Source organism: Flavobacterium sp. AED (assembly GCF_000812945.1).
Classification (GTDB): domain Bacteria; phylum Bacteroidota; class Bacteroidia; order Flavobacteriales; family Flavobacteriaceae; genus Flavobacterium.
In genome coordinates this window covers 31325-49861 of record NZ_JSYM01000002.1, presented here as the reverse complement: position 1 = coordinate 49861, position 18537 = coordinate 31325, and the positions used below count along the sequence as shown (strand labels likewise).

The 18537-nt window shown below is 35.1% G+C and carries 7 protein-coding genes; 3 read left to right on the top strand and 4 right to left on the bottom strand.

Annotated elements, in window-relative coordinates; translation table 11 throughout:
• Positions 1-13 precede the first annotated feature (13 nt).
• From OA85_RS09500 to OA85_RS09485, 4 genes are all read right to left on the bottom strand, one after another.
• Complete coding sequence (locus OA85_RS09500) at positions 14-1555, bottom strand: acyl-CoA carboxylase subunit beta (protein ID WP_039109523.1); 1542 nt, start codon at positions 1553-1555, stop codon at positions 14-16.
• A gap of 3 nt (positions 1556-1558) precedes the next feature.
• Entirely contained in the window at positions 1559-3001 is a 1443-nt protein-coding gene (accC, locus tag OA85_RS09495; RefSeq protein ID WP_039109522.1) for an acetyl-CoA carboxylase biotin carboxylase subunit, read from the bottom strand.
• Positions 3002-3005: 4 nt separating this feature from the next.
• Positions 3006-3491, bottom strand: a complete 486-nt coding sequence (locus OA85_RS09490) for an acetyl-CoA carboxylase biotin carboxyl carrier protein subunit (RefSeq protein WP_039109521.1) — start codon at positions 3489-3491, stop codon at positions 3006-3008.
• Between the two features lie 104 nt (positions 3492-3595).
• A complete protein-coding gene (locus OA85_RS09485; protein WP_039109520.1) occupies positions 3596-5794 on the bottom strand; it encodes a radical SAM protein in 2199 nt (732 codons plus the stop codon).
• Positions 5795-5961: 167 nt separating this feature from the next.
• Between OA85_RS09485 and OA85_RS17010 the strand changes: the two genes are divergently transcribed.
• The 3 genes from OA85_RS17010 (at position 5962) to OA85_RS17005 (ending at position 18534) form a co-directional block, all read left to right on the top strand.
• Entirely contained in the window at positions 5962-10020 is a 4059-nt protein-coding gene (locus tag OA85_RS17010) for a T9SS type B sorting domain-containing protein (RefSeq protein ID WP_052257197.1), read from the top strand.
• 106 nt (positions 10021-10126) lie between these two features.
• Entirely contained in the window at positions 10127-16396 is a 6270-nt protein-coding gene (locus tag OA85_RS09475) for a T9SS type B sorting domain-containing protein (protein ID WP_039109519.1), read from the top strand.
• Positions 16397-16440: 44 nt separating this feature from the next.
• Positions 16441-18534, top strand: coding sequence for a T9SS type B sorting domain-containing protein (locus OA85_RS17005; RefSeq protein ID WP_052257196.1), 2094 nt, complete (start codon positions 16441-16443; stop codon positions 18532-18534).
• Positions 18535-18537: the final 3 nt, after the last annotated feature.

The window sequence follows — 18537 nt, the reverse complement described above, 5'->3', positions numbered from 1 at the left end:
TCTTACTGAAAGATTACAAAGGAATATTCCCGTGTTTTCTATTTGGGGTTACACTCACTTTATTTTCAAGCATACTAAAGGCCTTTATCAGTTTCCGTCTTGTATCTTGCGGGAGGATTACCTCATCCACAAAACCACGTTGCGCTGCTGTGTATGGATTCGCAAACAAATCAGCATATTCTGCTTCTTTTTCCAAGAGTTTGGCTTCATGGTCTTCGGCCTCGTTTATTTCTTTCTTGAAGATAATTTCAGAGGCACCTTTGGCTCCCATAACGGCAATTTCGGCAGTTGGCCAAGCAAAATTCATGTCGGCACCAATGTGTTTTGAGTTCATTACATCATACGCGCCACCATAAGCTTTTCGAGTAATCACGGTCACTCTTGGCACGGTTGCTTCGCTCAAAGCGTATAGCAATTTTGCACCGTGAACGATAATCCCGCTCCACTCTTGATCGGTTCCCGGTAAAAAACCTGGTACATCCACCAAAACCAATAACGGAATATTAAAGCAATCGCAAAAACGGGTAAATCGAGCCGCTTTTTTCGAACTGTTCACATCGAGACAACCGGCTAAAATCATCGGTTGGTTCGCAATAATTCCAATGCTTTTTCCTCCCAATCTGGCAAAACCCACTAGGATATTTTCGGCATAATTTTTATGAATTTCAAAAAACGAATCTTCGTCAATAATCCCACCAATCACCTCGTGCATATCGTAGGGTTTGTTTGGATTATCGGGAATAATTGTCGCTAATTTAGTACGCACCTCATCATTGAGTTCGTAGGGTAAATTGTGCGCTTTCTCTTTATTGCTTTGTGGCAAATAACTTAACAAGCGTTTCAAATCTTCAAGACATTCCACATCATTTGCTGACGTGCAATGTGCCACACCGGATTTAGTAGAATGCGTGCTCGCCCCTCCCAATTCCTCAGAAGTCACGGTTTCATTGGTCACGGTTTTTACCACATTAGGTCCTGTTACAAACATATAACTGGTGTCTTCGACCATCATCGTAAAATCGGTCATAGCAGGAGAATACACGGCTCCACCGGCGCAGGGTCCCATAATCGCAGAAATTTGCGGAATCACGCCACTGGCTTGTACGTTTCTGTAGAAAATATCGGCATAACCGCCCAAAGAACGAACACCTTCTTGAATACGTGCTCCACCAGAATCATTCAGTCCAATCATGGGTGCTCCCATTTTGACCGCCATATCCATTACTTTACAGATTTTTTCGGCATGTGTTTCAGATAACGAACCACCAAAAATGGTAAAATCCTGCGCAAAAATATAAACCAATCGTCCGTTTATAGTTCCGTATCCTGTAATGACTCCATCACCATAATACAGCTCTTTTTCCATTCCAAAATCAGAAGTTCGGTGCGTTACCAACATCCCGATTTCTTCAAAAGAACCTTCATCCATCAAATAATTGACGCGTTCTCTTGCAGTCAGTTTTTTATTGGAATGTTGTTTTTCGATGCGTTTTTTACCGCCTCCTAAATGGGCTTCAGCAATTTTATCGTTTAATGTTTTTATTTTAGATTCCATACTTTATTGAATTGGTAAGCGTACGATTTTTTGATCTTCAAAATACTGTTTCAACGCTACCAAAGCAGCGATTTCGGCTTCTTGCACCATTTGGTTTTTCAATACATCGGCATTGTAATAGTTTTTTACGAAATGCGTGTCAAATTTCCCGGAACGGAACGCCTCGTGTTCAAAAACAAATTTCCCGAAAGGCAAAGTCGTTTGTACACCTTCCACTTGGTACCCTTCAATGGCTTTGAGCATAATTTGAATTGCCTCTTCTCTAGTTTCTCCGTAGGTGATTAATTTTGCCAACATTGGATCGTAATAAATAGGAATATCCATGCCTTGTTCAAAACCATTATCTACCCGAATTCCTTCGCCAACTGGCAATTGATATACATCCAAATGACCTACACTTGGCAGAAAATCATTCATCGGATCTTCAGCATACACACGCAATTCCATTGCATGTCCTTTTATTTTCAAATCGTCTTGTTTGATTGTCAATGCTTCTCCCCTTGCCACTCTTATTTGCAATTCTACCAAATCAGTTCCAGTAATCCATTCCGTAACGGGATGTTCCACCTGCAAACGGGTATTCATTTCTAGGAAGTAGAAATTATTGTTTTCGTCCAATAAAAATTCGACGGTTCCAGCTCCCAAATAATCACAGGATTTGGCCACCAAAACGGCTGCTTCACCCATTTTTTTACGCAATTCCGGTGTTAAAACCGAAGAAGGCGCTTCTTCTATCACTTTTTGGTGACGACGCTGGATGCTGCATTCTCTTTCGAATAAATACAGTACATTGCCGTGACTGTCTGCCATAACTTGAATTTCGATATGCCTTGGCGAACCCACATATTTTTCTATAAAAACGGAACCATCTCCAAATGCGGAAATTGCTTCACTGATGGCTCGATCCATTTGGGATTCGAAATCCGCTTCACTTTCTACGACTCGCATTCCTTTTCCACCACCTCCTGCTGAAGCTTTAATCAAAATTGGAAAACCAATTTCCTTGGCAACTACTTTTGCTTTTTCGACATCGGTAATCGCTTCATCAAAACCGGGAACCATTGGAATATTGTATTGCTTAACGGCATCTTTGGCCGCTAATTTACTCCCCATGATTTTTATCGCTTTCGACTTAGGACCAATAAAAATGATGTTATTTTTTTCGGCCTCTTCGGCAAAATCAGCATTTTCACTCAAAAATCCGTAACCGGGATGAATCGCATCTACGTTTAAGGATTTGGCCACTTCAATGATTTTGCTACCTAATAAATAGGATTGACTCGAAGGTGCTTCTCCAATCCAAACGGCTTCATCGGCAAATTTTACATGAGGTGCATTTCTATCCGCAGTTGAATATACCGCCACGGTTTTAATGCCCATTTTCTGTGCGGTTTTCATCACCCTGATGGCAATTTCCCCTCTATTGGCAACTAATATTTTTTTCATAGTCTTATTCAAATTCAATTAACAACTGTCCTTTATCTACGGCATCTCCCATCATTACTGAAATCGTTTTGATAACACCGTCACGAGGGGAAAGAAAACTGTTTTCCATTTTCATGGCGCCCAAAATAATTAGGTTGTCATTCTCTTTTACCGTTTGCCCCACCACAACACTGATTTCCAGAATCAATCCGGGTATTGGTGCTTTGATAAAATTGACTTGCTTGGTAAGTCCCACTTCAAACCCCATTTCTTTGATGAGAATATCCAATGGATTTGAAATTGCCACAACGTAAGTGTTGTTATTTACCTTTACCGTATAGCTTTTTTGAATAAAATCAGAAGTTAGGATTTCCGCTTTATAAGGGGTATTTTGATGTAGTATATGAAATTTATTAGCTTCCACACTAACTGCATCCAGTTGTGAAATACTTTCCTTTTCCAAATCAAAATGGAACGTATCATTTACATTTACTTTATAACCAATACTCATACGTGTATTTATTTAATTGGTTGTAAAAATAAGTAAAGAAAACGTTTTCGTAATCTAAAAATAAAAGTTTTATGCTAATTTGATATAGTTATCATAAAATAAATTTACAACACTAACAATCCAAATTCTCTAAGAGTTTTAATTGGTTTCGAGTACCAAAACAATTCAAAGTCTTCAAACTGTGTTTCAAAATTTGATTTTACTTCTTGAAACGTGTAGATTTTAGCATTCGAAACTGCTATTTTTTGCAGTATTTCCACTAACCATTCTCCTTCCTTTTTATTGGTTTGAATGGAGAAACTTTCTTTTTTATCATGGAAAGTCAAGGTCATCAACTCCCAAGAATTTCCTTTTTTGGATTTGGTAAAATGCTCAATAAATGGCTTTCCTCCTAACCAAACAATTTTGGCAGTGGGTTTACTATTGAAATCATTGTCTTCTTGTAAAGCATCAAAAATAAAATCAGGTGAAATTTTAGTCTTTGGAATTTTAAATTCAAACCAATCCTGCAACTCATAATCAAAACAGATTCCGTGCATGAAATTGAACAAGGATTTCTTGAGTCCAAAACTGAATTTATCATGGTCGATTCCTGTTGAATCCGTATAGTTAATATCATTGTTGGCAAAAGTTCCCAAGATTTCGGTTTCTTTTACCACACCAAATTTCTCTGGATATAAACCCACAGGACTGTGTGCCGTCATGGCAAACTGGTGCCAAAATCCAGATTGCAAAACGCCAACTTCAAATAATTGACGTACCATTTCTAGGCTGTCGACGGTTTCCTGAATGGTTTGTGTAGGATAACCGTACATCAAATAGGCATGAACCATTACGCCGGCTTCGGTGAAATTTCGGGTTACTTTAGCAACTTGTTCAACTGTTACACCTTTGTCAATCAGTTTTAATAATCTATCGGAAGCGACTTCGAGTCCGCCAGAAACTGCTATACAACCAGATGCTTTTAGAAGTAAACATAAATCTTTAGTAAAACTTTTTTCGAATCGAATGTTCGTCCACCACGTTACCGCTAATTTTCTGCGAAGGACTTCGAGTGCAAGTGCGCGCATCAAAGCAGGAGGTGCCGCTTCATCTACAAAATGAAATCCATTCTCGCCTGTTTGGGCAATCATTTCTTCCATTCGGTCGCACAATAAACTGGCAGCAACGGGTTCGTATACTTTGATATAATCTAAAGAAATATCGCAAAAAGTGCATTTCCCCCAATAGCAACCGTGCGCCATGGTGAGTTTATTCCAGCGTCCGTCGCTCCACATACGATGCATTGGATTCACAATTTCAATAACCGAAATGTATTTATCCAATAGCAAATCCGAGTAATCAGGCGTTCCCACTTGCGATTGTTTGTAATCGTGTTTTAGGGAATTATTTTTATAAACCACTTTTCCGTCTTCCAACAGAAAAGTTCGTTTATAGGAATTATAATCTGTATTTTCAATATTGGAAATTAATTCTTCAATTGGTGTTTCGCCATCATCCAACATAATAAAATCGAAAAACTCAAACACACGAGCATCCGAAAGCGAACGCAATTCAGTATTTGGGAAACCGCCACCCATTGAAATTTTAATTTCAGGATAATGCGTTTTCACCCATTGTGCGGAACGAAAAGCCGAATATAAATTCCCTGGAAACGGAACCGAAATAAGGAATAACGTAGGTTGAATGGTTTCTATTCTCTCTTTTAGAATCGAAAGCAAAATTCCATCAATATACGTTGGTTCTTGTTGCAAGGCTTCGTACAATTCGTCAAAAGAATTAGCACTTCGTCCCAAACGTTCAGCATAGCGACTGAATCCAAAATTAGCATCGACACATTCCACAATAAAATCGGAGATATCTTCCAGATACAAAGTCGCCAAATGTTTCGCTTTGTCCTGTGTCCCCATAGTACCAAAAGCCCAATCCAATTCTTCCAATTGTGCAAATCGTGATGCTTCAGGTAAGAAATCTTCCTGACAAATTTGAAGTGCCAATGTTGGATTTTTTCCTTGTAAAAAAGCAATAACGGCATCAATAGTTTTTAGATATTCGTCTTGTAAAGCGAAAATACGTTTCGAATTATCTGAAATTTCTTCAACTTGTAATTTGAAACCTGCAACTTGATACAAACTTTGCAAACCTTCTTTCGAAAACAGTTTCAAAATTACTTCGATACCCAAATCCGCTTGAACGGACTCAATATTTTTGGTATTCAGAAACCCTTTGATATATGCAGTTGCTGGATACGGTGTATTCAGTTGGGTAAAAGGAGGCGTAATGAGGAATAGTTTCGTTTTCAAAAGAAATAAGTTTGGTGCAAAAATAAGGGATAATTCTATTCTTTCCACAAAAGTAAAAGGAGACCTTTTTTATTTATTCTTTGGATTTAACATAAAATATAGCCTTTTTCAATTTTTATGAAATTTGTAGATATTTAATTACATTTACGCTTGTTTAAATCATTTCCATGAAACATAAATTACTCTTACTACTACTATTAATCATTGTTCCATTATTTGCCCAAAATAAAAATCAATCAATTGGTTTTAAAGAAAATAAAGGTCAAATTATTGATCAAAAAGGGAAACCGAATACGGCGGTAAAGTATTTATTAAACTCAAAAGGATTAAATGTTCAGCTAAAAAAGAATGGTTTTTCGTATGATATTTATGAAACCAAAAAGCATCCGATAAAACATCCAAAAGAAGAAAGACTTAGTTCTTCTCCTTTAGAAAATAATAAAGACAAGACTCCTGAGTACACGTTAGAATACGTATTTCATAGAATAGATATCGATTTTGTTAATGCTAATCCTAATATAGAATTAGTTACAGCCGAAGAATCTAAGGATTACGACAATTATTACAATGTCCCCAATAAACCCGAAGGTATTATTAACGTGCATCAATACAAGCAAATAACGTATAAAAATATTTACCCCAACATTGATGTAGTTTTTTCTGTTCCAAAAGACACTTTAAAAACAGTGGAATACAATTTTGTAGTGCACCCAAAAGGCAAAATATCGGATATTCAATTAAAATTTAATGGTGCTAAAACAGATTTAGTTGATAATAAAATCCGAATGAATGTTCGTTTTGGTGAAATGGAAGAAACCCTTCCCGCCAGCTGGACGGAAGACGGAATGAGTAAAAAGGAAATCACTGTTGGTTATACCAAAATTAAAAAGAATGTTTATGGATTTGAAACTGCAAATCCCATTTCTAATGAAACGGTAATTATTGATCCGGTTCCTGTGAGGTTATGGGGGACATTTTATGGAGACGAAATGAATATTAATAATCTAAGTTTTACCGATATAGGAACGGATAGTTTTGGAAATATTTATTTCACAGGATATACAGCAAGTCCTTCCAGCAGTTATGCTACGTCAGGAACACATCAAACATCCATTGGTAATCCATCAACAATAATGTATGATGGAATAATTGCCAAATTTAGTTCCTCAGGGAATCGCCTTTGGGGAACATTTTATGGTGGCGAAAGTTGGGACAAAATTAATGGACTGAAAGTTGATACACAAAATAATATTATCATTACTGGAGTAACGTCCAGTAAAACAAACATTTCTTCTAATGGTTCTTACAAATCCAATTTTTCAGGAAATGAAGATGATGTATTTTTAGCTAAATTCACCCCTTCAGGAACTAGAATTTGGTCCACTTATTTTGGAGGGAATGAAGGAGATGGTGCATCTGATATTGATATCGACAGTAACAATAATATTTATATTGTGGGTTATACGAGGAGTTATTCTGGAATTTCAATTAATAATAATTTTCAAACTTTATTAAACCAAGACGGAAATCAATTTCATTCAAGTTTTGACGGTTTTTTATCTAAATTTAATTCAAATGGTGATATTATTTGGAGTACCTATATCGGTGGTGAAAATAGTGATTATCTCGAAACCATTAAAATAGCATCAGACCATATAGTTTTAGGAGGAAAGACTTTCAGTTTAAATTATATATCTACACCTGGTACTTTTCAGGAAAACAATTATAAAAATACTGTCAACGGAAGTGTTTATAAATTTACATTAGATGGGAACAGGGTTTGGAGCACTTACTATGGCTCGGGAGATAATATAAAAGCTATTGAAATTGATACCGAAAATAATATTTACATTGGAGGAGAAACTTGGGGTACTGATAATGACGATAATATTGCTTCTTCTGGAAGTTTTGATGATTTTAATCAATGGACAGAAACTGGTTTTTTAGCAAAATTAGACCCAAATGGTAAGCGAATTTGGGGTACTTATATAGGAACTGGAGCTAAAATATATTCTATAATTTTCAAAAATAATTTTATCTATATTGGGGGAATGGGAGGGATTGACACCACAATAACAACTTCTTGTGCATACAAAAAAAATGGATTTGCTGAAGGTTATATAGGGAAATTTTCTAAAACAGGAAATTTAGTGCTAGGTACTTATGTCGGCGGATTTGACCAATATTCAGAAAATAAAATTTGTTTTGAAAATAACAATATTATTATCGGAGGAACTGCGAGTCAAAATAATGGAATAGCAGATTCAAATTCCTATCAACCAACTATTTTAGGAAGTAGAAATTTCTATTTAATTAAATTTTCAGAAGAGAATAACTGTAACATTAATGTAAATCCTGTGAGCAATTCGCCCATTTGTTTGGGAAATAAATTAACCTTTAACGTAGATTCTGGTTATAATTATTCTTGGACCGGTCCAAATGGATTTACTAGTAATTTACAAAATCCGTCAATAAATAATGTAACAATTGTAAATCAAGGTACTTATAATTTAATCGTTAGTGATAATTGTAGTTGCCAAAAAAATTATGATATTAATGTAATTGTTGGAGATATAGAACCGCCTATTCCTAACCTGACAATTCTTCCAACAATAAATGGCGATTGTCATACTATAATTACAATAATACCAACAGCAACGGATGTATGTACCGGAGCAATTACAGCAACTACCTCAAGTCCGCTTTCGTATAGCCTACCAGGAACCTATACAGTTATTTGGAAATACAATGATGGAAACGGAAATACATCAACACAAAACCAAACCATTACAATTAATAATCAGCCTTTACCAACTGTAACTTCTCCCCAAACGTTTTGCATCGAACAAAATGCAAAATTAAACAATATCACAATAACTGGTCAAAACATAAAATGGTATGATGCTTTAACAAATGGAACTCTTTTATCAAACACAACTTCACTCCAAAACGGAATCACTTATTACGCTTCGCAAACCATAAACGGTTGTGAAAGTGATAGAATCCCCGTTTCAATAAACATAATAAACACTCCGAGTCCTACCGGAAATGCAACTCAAACTTTTTGCTCGAGCCAAAACCCAAATTTAGATACCATCGAGATTTCAGGTAATGAAATAAAATGGTATACTAGTGCTGGAGCTCTTTTGTCTAATTCAACTCCTTTACAAGATGGTTCTACTTATTATGCTTCGCAAACGGTAAGTGGATGTGAAAGCACCACAAAACTCACTGTTACCGTTTCTTTAATAAGTACTTTACCCGCAAATAATTATGCTGAATTATTATGTGATGATTTGAATGATGCATCCGAAAAAGTAAATTTATCCGATTATAATTCGCTGCTAATTTCGAATGCTTCAACTTATAACTTTTCTTATTATTCTACTTTTACAGCGGCAGAAAATCAATTCACAGCCAATCAAATTGTTAACTTTTCAAATTACAACTTGGTTTTAGGCGATAACAAAATCTATGTTCGCATCAATTCTAATAATCCGTGTAATGCAATTGTTGAATTAAAATTAACTCTTCTATCAAAACCGATTATTCCAATTCCAGATGTTGTACCCATTTGTGAAAACAACATTATCACGATTGATGCCGGTTCTGGCTATGATACTTATTTATGGTCAAATGGTGCCACTACTGCATCAATACAGGTTGCTAATCCTGGTGATTTTTCCGTAACTGTTACTAATAATTACAGTACTATTTCTTGTTCGAGTACAAAGAACTTCAAAGTAAAAACATCAACTATAGCTACAATTACTTCTATTGATACCCAAGACTGGACGGATAATCAAAATACGATTATAGTTTATGTAACCGGTACAGGTGATTTTGAGTATTCAATAGACGGTATTCATTTTCAGGATAGCAATCAATTTTCAAACATCATTAGCGGACAATATACCGTTTCTGTAAGAGACAAAAATGGTTGCGGAACTGTAACTGATGAAGTCTATTTGTTTATGTACCCTAAATTCTTTACCCCAAACGGAGATGGTTATAATGACACTTGGAAAATCAAATTCTCCGATTTTGAAGCGGGAGTAACCATTAAAATATTTGATCGTTATGGAAAATTCATTACAGAATTACAAAATAATATCGGTTGGAATGGAACTGTCAATAGTCATGAACTTCCAGCTACTGATTATTGGTTTGTTGTTACCAGAGCAAATGGAAAAGAATATCGAGGTCATTTTAGTTTGAAGAGATAAAATAAAAACTATTTTGTTTGTTTTATCTTTTCAAACTAAAATAAAAAAACCATAATTTCTAATTTGTACATATTTAATTACATTTACGCTTGTTTAAATTAAAAAAATGAAACAAAAATTACTTTTACTTTTTTTATTGTGCTCTATACTTTGTTCTGCTCAAGAAGTTTGTAATAATGGAATTGATGATGATGGAGATGGAAAAATAGATTTAAATGATAGTGATTGTATCTGCAATAACAGTGCAATAACGTCCATTATACCAAACGCTTCATTTGAAACTCTTTTAGGTTGTCCTTCTTCTTTTTCTCAATTAAACAATGCAACACCTTGGATCCAAGCAACTCAAGCAACAACTGATTATTTTAACACGTGTGGTTTTATGTTGCCAGCCATGAAAGATTTGAATCTTTTGGATGTTCCTGATGGAAAAGGTTTGACAGGTGCTCTTTTTTTAAGAGATTGGAATGAATATTTAGGAACTACCTTATTATCCCCAATGAAAGCAGGGACTGATTATCAATTAACTTTTAATATTGCTTCATTAAAAATATTTAATAATGGAACCTGGACAGGAACCAGTGTAGATTTATTAGAACCTGTTAACGTGACATTATACGGCTGTAATAATGGGGCTAATTTGCCTTTGAATATCGTTAGTAGTCCTAATTTGGCTGACCCAACTTGGATAGAAATTGGGCATGCCAGTTATGTTCCTGTTTCCGCTTGGGGAGAAATCACGATATCATTTACACCTACAATAGATGTAAATGCAATAATGTTAGGATCGCCCCCAGTTTTACCCGCTTCCTATCCGTCTATGTCTTCCTCTAACGAATATCCTTATTTTTTATATGATAATTTGTTATTGAATACTGCTGCAGCCTTTGGAGTAAATATTACACAGACCGGTAATTTTTGTGATAATAATTTAGTTTTGAAAGCTAATTTGACAACAACAGTAAATGCAAATGCCACTTATCAATGGTATCATAATGGCATCGCTATTATTGGTGAGACTAAAATAAACTATAATGTTCCTTCTTTTGAATCCAGTCTGGGGAATTATACAATAAAAGTTACTGATGGAAGTAATTGTTTTACGAGCACCAAAGTAACTGTAAACAATACTATTCCGGGGCCAACATTCACTTCTGTTCAGCCCACCTGTATTGTAACTACTGGATCTATAAAAATTACTTCGCCTGCTCAAGAATATAGTTTTGATAATGGAGCGACATGGCAAACTAATCCGCAATCAGGAATACTTAAAATTGGAACTTATTATATCCGAATAAAGACACCAAGTGGATGTATTTCTTCTGCTACCGGAGTGACTATTGTTGAACCTCAACTTCTGGGTGCATCTGGCTATACAGTTGAGCAACCGGCGACCTGTGATGCGACCGGCACTATAACGATAACTTCGCCTGATGCCGTTTCATTCAGTTTTGACAATGGAGATACTTGGACAACCAATCCTAAAATGAGTAACCTGCAACCCGGTTCTTATTTCATCAAAATAAAAGATGCTGTAGGATGCCAGTCTGCATCTCAAAATGTAATTATAAATAGAATATATTTAGATTATCCTATTTATTCTGTAGTTCAACCCGTTTGTGGTACTGGAGGAACAATAAGCATTTCAACTTTGGCAGCACAATATAGTTTTGATGATGGACTAACTTGGACTACTAATCCTATTGCAACTAATTTAACTCCTGGCTATTATGCAATAAAAATAAAAAATAGTTTGGGTTGCGAATCTTTCACTCAATACGTAAACATTCAAACTTTTTATCTATCAGAAAATCCTACTTATACCCGAAAACAGCCAGTTTGTGGTGATGGTGGGACCATAACCATTACTAATAACGCTGCTGAATATAGCTTTGATGGAGGTTCTACTTGGACAACAAATCCTGTCGCAACAAATCTTCCGCCTGGATATTACTATATTATGTATAAAAATGATTTGGGATGCATTTCATATTCACAATATGTATCTCTTGACTATTTTTATTTACCTCAACCAACATATACGTTCGTTCAACCTATTTGTGGAACGGGGGGAAGCATCACAATAACTACTCCAGCTGCCCAATACAGTTTTGATGGCGGAACCACTTGGTCATCAAATGCTACAGCTTCAAATCTTGCTTCTGGAACGTATTATGTCATGATTAAAAATAGTTTAGGCTGTGTTTCAAATTATCAATATGTAAATCTAAATCCTTTTTATTTGCCAGATCCTACGTTTCTAGTTGTCAACCCTTCCTGTGGAAATATAGGAAGTATCACAATAACCACTCCAGCTGCTCAATACAGTTTTGATGGTGGTAATACATGGACTGCAAACCCGGTTGCTACTAACTTACAACCAGGCACCTATTATCTTAAAATAAAAAATACTTTAGGTTGTGAATCTAATTACGTTTATGTATATCTTGATTCAAATTATTTAGCCTATCCAAATTATAGTGTTATTCAACCGGGTTGCGGAACCAATGGAAGCATTACAATAACAACAGTTGCTGCACAATATAGTTTTGACAATGGAAATACCTGGACTACTAATCCTATAGCTTCAAATCTTAGTCCTGGGTATTATTATATTTTAATAAAAAATAATTCTGGATGCGTATCCAGTTATTTAGGTATAAATCTGGAAACTTTTTATTTACCTAATCCTAATTTTACTGTAATACAGCCAAATTGCGGTGTTGCCGGAAAAATTTCTATAACAACAACGGCAGATCTGTATAGTTTTGATAATGGAGCAACTTGGACTACTAATCCGATAGCCAGTAATTTACAACCTGGATATTATTATATTCTAATTAAAAACAACTTAGGCTGTATCTCTAATTACCAATATACTTACATTGAGCCTTTTTATTTACCTAATCCTACTTTTACAGTAACTCAACCTATTTGCGGAACGGGTGGAACAATTACAATAACCACAACTGCTGCTCAGTATAGTTTTGATAATGGAACAACTTGGACAACTAATCCAGTTGCATCAAACTTAGCAGCTGGAACGTATTATATTCTGATAAAAAATAATTTAGGATGCGTATCAAACTATCAATATGCAAGTATAAATACATTTTATTTAGACAATCCTACTTTTTCGGTTGTTCAGCCTACTTGTGGAACAGGCGGAACAATTACCATAACAACAGTAGCTGCTCAATATAGTTTTGATAATGGAACGACTTGGACTACTAATCCTGTCGCTTCAAATTTAGCAGTGGGAACGTATTATATTCTTATAAAAAATAATTTAGGATGTGTTTCAAATTATCAATATGTAAATCTAAATGCATTTTATTTAGACAATCCTACATACACAGTTGTCCAACCTTCATGTGGAATAGCAGGAAGCATTTCGATAACTACAATTGCAGATCAATATAGTTTTGATAATGGAAGTACTTGGACTAGTAATCCTAAAGCTATAAACCTATTGTCCGGTTATTATTATATTAAAATAAAAAATGCTTTAGGTTGTCAATCTAATACTCAATATGTTTATATAAATTATTCTCCAATCATACCTTCAGCTCCTTTAGTAACTAGTATAAAACCTACCGCTTGTGGCACTAAAAGTGGGAGCATAACCATTACAAGTTATGCAGCTAATTACAGTTTTGATAATGGTGCAACATGGGTAACTACCCCAACTTTAAATTCTTTGGAAGCAGGTACTTATTTAGTGAGAACAAGAGACAACTATTCGGGATGTCCATCAGAAGCAACAACAGTAGTTCTAAACAACCTGAATAGTCTACTGATTGCCCCAACTTATTCAGTAGTACAGCCTACTTGCTCTATTAATGGGACAATAACAATAACTACTGCAGCATCCCAGTATAGCTTTGACAACGGAATCACGTTTATAAGTTCTAACTCCCGTTCGAACCTATCACCAGGTATTTATTTAATAAAAATAAAAAACAGTGATGGTTGTATCTCTGATCCAGCATCAGTAACTATCTCAACAATTCCTACTTTTAAAATTCAATCATCTGGCTCTACCCAATCATCATGTGCAGGAGAGTTGACAACTGGAATCGAAATGCATATTGACACTCCCGCTGCTGCATATAGTTTTGATAATGGGGTAACTTGGTCAACAACCTCTTACATGACTAATTTAAAAGCAAATACGGAATATTGTTTAAGGATTAAAAATGCTGCAGGATGCATATCAGAACCTACCTGTACAACAACTATTCAACAAATACCAGTTCCAAATGCACCACTCATATCTGTCAGTCAGCCTATAAGTTGTAGTGCCAAAACAGGAACAATTACAGTAACCACCTTAAAAGCCGAATATAGCTTTGACGATGGGGTAACTTGGAGTACAAATCCAACTTCCAAACCATTGCTTCCTGGAACTTATTTCATTAGAACAAGAGAGTTTAGCAGTTCTTGTGTTTCTTATGCTACAACTACGGTAATAAATGCTCCACCAAATGCTCCAGCAAGTCCTAGTCTAAATGTCGTACAACCGATAAGTTGCGTGAATCCTTTTGGAACAATTGACATAACAAGTACTGCTTTTCAATATAGCTTTGATAATGGAATTACTTATTCCTCAAATTCAAATTCTGGTCCATTAGCAGCTGGTACTTATCAGATAAAGGTAAAAAACAGTTCCAATTGTGAATCAAATGCAGTTACTGTAAAAATAAATGCACCAACAGATTATCCTAATGCACCAGCTACAAACATTCTACAACCAGACTGTTCAAACCCAAAAGGAATTATAACTGTAACAAGTGTTGCTGCAAAATATAGTTTTGACAATGGAGTAACATGGAGCACAAATCCAACTTCTGGTTATTTGAATTCTGGCAGTTACTTGGTTAAAATTAAGAACACAGATGGATGTATCTCTGAAGCATCAACAGTAATAATAATTCCATTTACTGATTTTCCTCCAGTGCCAACTGCTACATCTCCTCAAACGTTTTGCATTCAACAAAATGCAACAATTAAGGATATTGCAATTACAGGACAAAATGTAAAATGGTATAATAGTTTAACTGCAGGGACAATTTTGTTAAATACAACTTCATTACAAAATGGAGGTACTTATTACACTTCACAAACTGTAAATGGGTGTGAAAGCAAAAGAAATCCTATACTGATAAACATTCAAGATACACCTAAACCAATAGGAAGTGCGAGTCAAACTTTTTGCTCGAGCCAGAATCCAACTTTAGATACTATCGTAGTATCGGGAACTGCAATAAAATGGTATACTAGCACTGGAGTACTTTTGTCTAATTCAACACCTTTGCAAGATGGAGCGATTTATTATGCTTCACAAACGGTGATTGGATGTGAAAGTACCACAAAACTGACTGTTACCGTTTCTTTAATAAGTACTTTACCCGCAAATAATTATGCTGAATTATTTTGTGATGATTTGAATGATGGATCCGAAAAAGTAAATTTATCCGATTATAATTCAAAGCTAATTTCGAATGCTTCAACTTATAACTTTTCTTATTATTCGACTTTTTCGGGTGCAGAAAATCAATTCACAGCCAATCAAATTGTTAACTTTTCAAATTACAACTTGGTTTTAGGCGATAACAAAATCTATGTTCGCATCAATTCGAATAATCCGTGTAATGCAATTGTTGAATTAAAATTAACTCTTCTATCAAAACCGATTATTCCAATTCAAGATATTGTACCCATTTGTGAAAACAACATTATCACGATTGATGCCGGTTCTGGCTATGATACTTATTTATGGTCAAATGGTGTCACTACTGCATCAATACAGGTTGCTAATCCTGGTGATTTTTCCGTAACTGTTACTAATAATTACAGTACTATTTCTTGTTCGAGTACAAAAAACTTCAAAGTAAAAACATCAACAATAGCTACAATTACTTCTATTGATACCCAAGACTGGACAGACAATCAAAATATGATAACAGTTTATACATCTGGTACTGGCGATTTTGAGTATTCAATAGACGGTATTCATTTTCAGGATAGCAATCAATTTTCAAACATCATTAGCGGCCAATATACAATTCATGTAAGAGATAAAAATGGTTGCGGAACTGTAACCGATGAAGTTTATTTGCTGATGTACCCCAAATTCTTTACCCCAAACGGAGATGGTTATAATGATACTTGGAAAATCAAATTTTCAGATTATGAGTTAGGGATAACCGTGAAAATATTTGATCGTTATGGCAAATTCATTAAAGAATTATTTGAAAATGCCTCTTGGGATGGAATGCTCAATGGACATGAATTGCCTGCAACAGATTATTGGTTTGTTGTTACCAGAGCAAGTGGAAAAGAATATCGAGGGCATTTTAGTTTAAAGAGATAGTATCGATAATAACATCATTAGCAAAATTATAAGCTACTAAATCAATGCGAAAAAATATAAAAATCATTTATTTCTCTTTAATAATCACAATCTTTTTTTCTTTGAAAATGGTTTCGCAAACTATTCAATGGCAAAATACAATTGGAGGTAATGATTACGATTGGAGTGATTTTATAGAAGTATCAAATGATGGAAATTATATTTTGGGAGGGTATTCGTATTCAAATATTTCTGGTGATAAAAGTGAAAATTCAAGAGGTCTTAATGATTATTGGCTCCTAAAAATTGATGATATATCAGGAGGTTTATTATGGCAAAAAACAATTGGCGGAAACGGTAACGAACATTTAATTTCAGCCAAAGAAACACAAGATGGTGGTTACATTCTTGGCGGTTACAGCTCTTCAGGAATATCAGGGGAAAAAACTCAAAGTTCAAGAGGAAATGATGATTATTGGATAGTAAAACTAGATGCTAATAGAAATGTTATTTGGGATAAAACGTATGGTGGAACTGGCGTGGATCGATTGACATCAATAATGCAAACTACCGATGGTGGTTATCTTATAGGAGGTTCATCAGATTCTAATATCTCAGGGGAAAAAACGGAGAATTCTAGGGGAAATCTTGATATGTGGATTATTAAAACTGACCCATCCGGAAATATATTGTGGCAAAAGACATTTGGAGGAAGCAATTTTGATTGGGTCCAATCTATGGTAAAAACACCCGATGGAGGTTATCTATTAGCAGGGTCTTCCGATTCAAATATTTCAGGGGATAAAAGCCAAAACTCAAGGGGCGGGGGCGATTATTGGATTTTAAAAATCGATAGTTTAGGAACTATTGTCTGGCAAAAAACTATTGGTGGAGATAATGGAGATTATGCAAAGTCTATAATAGCTACCTCAGATGGAAACTACATTATAGGAGGAGATTCCTCTTCTACTATTTCTGGTGAAAAAACAGAGAAAACATTTAATAACTCTAATGATGTTTGGATTCTTAAATTAAATAACATCGGACAAATTCTTTGGCAAAAAGATATTGGGGCAAATGATACTGAAACGTTTGCTGATATCCGAATGACTTCAGACAACGGTTTTATTCTCGGCATAATGTCTTATTCAGGAATTTCGGGTTACAAAACAGAAGTATCAAGAGGAGACCGGGATTATTGGATAGTGAAACTCGATACAACCGGTAAATTTGAATGGGATAAAACTGTAGGCGGTGATAGTCTTGACCAAACTCAATCTATAGTGCAAGCCAAAGACGGAGGTTATGTTACATTAGGTTGGTCACAATCTAATATATCCGGAGATAAAACAGAAAACAAAAGTGGATTACAAGACTTTTGGGTGGTTAAACTCCAATTGTGTTCTCAAAATCTTTCTGCTACCAGTAATTCTCCAATTTGTCAAGGTAATACGATACAACTTTCTGCAACTGGTGGGACTAATTATGCTTGGACTGGACCAAATGGTTTTACTTCCTCAGAACAAAATCCATCTATTTTAAATGCAAATACGTCACAAAGTGGTCAATATAGTTGTAACATCACTGGAACTGGTGGCTGTAATGATATGAAGTCCGTAGATGTTGTGATTAATGTTCAACCATTACCAACAGCAAATTCTCCACAGGAATTTTGTGCGCAACAAAATGCGACTTTAAGTGATTTAATTATTATTGGTGAGAATATAAAATGGTATGATTCACTAACGGGAGGTTCAGTATTACCTAAAACAACTTTACTTCAAGACGGAATTAATTATTACGCATCACAAACTATAACTGATTGTGAAAGCAATCGCATTTTAATAAACACCCAAATTTTAGCAGACGTAAATTGTCACCCAATAATTGATGCTGATTCATTACTAACATACCCCAAATTCTTTACCCCAAACGGAGATGGTTATAATGACACTTGGAAAATCAAATTTTCAGATTTTGAGGTTGGTCAAACCGTTAAAATATTTGATCGTTATGGGAAATTCATTAAAGAATTAACCCAAAACACCTCTTGGGACGGAACCCTCAATGGACATGAATTACCTTCCACAGATTATTGGTTTGTAGTTTCAGAAACAAATGGAAAAGAATATCGAGGTCATTTTAGTTTGAAGAGATAGCAC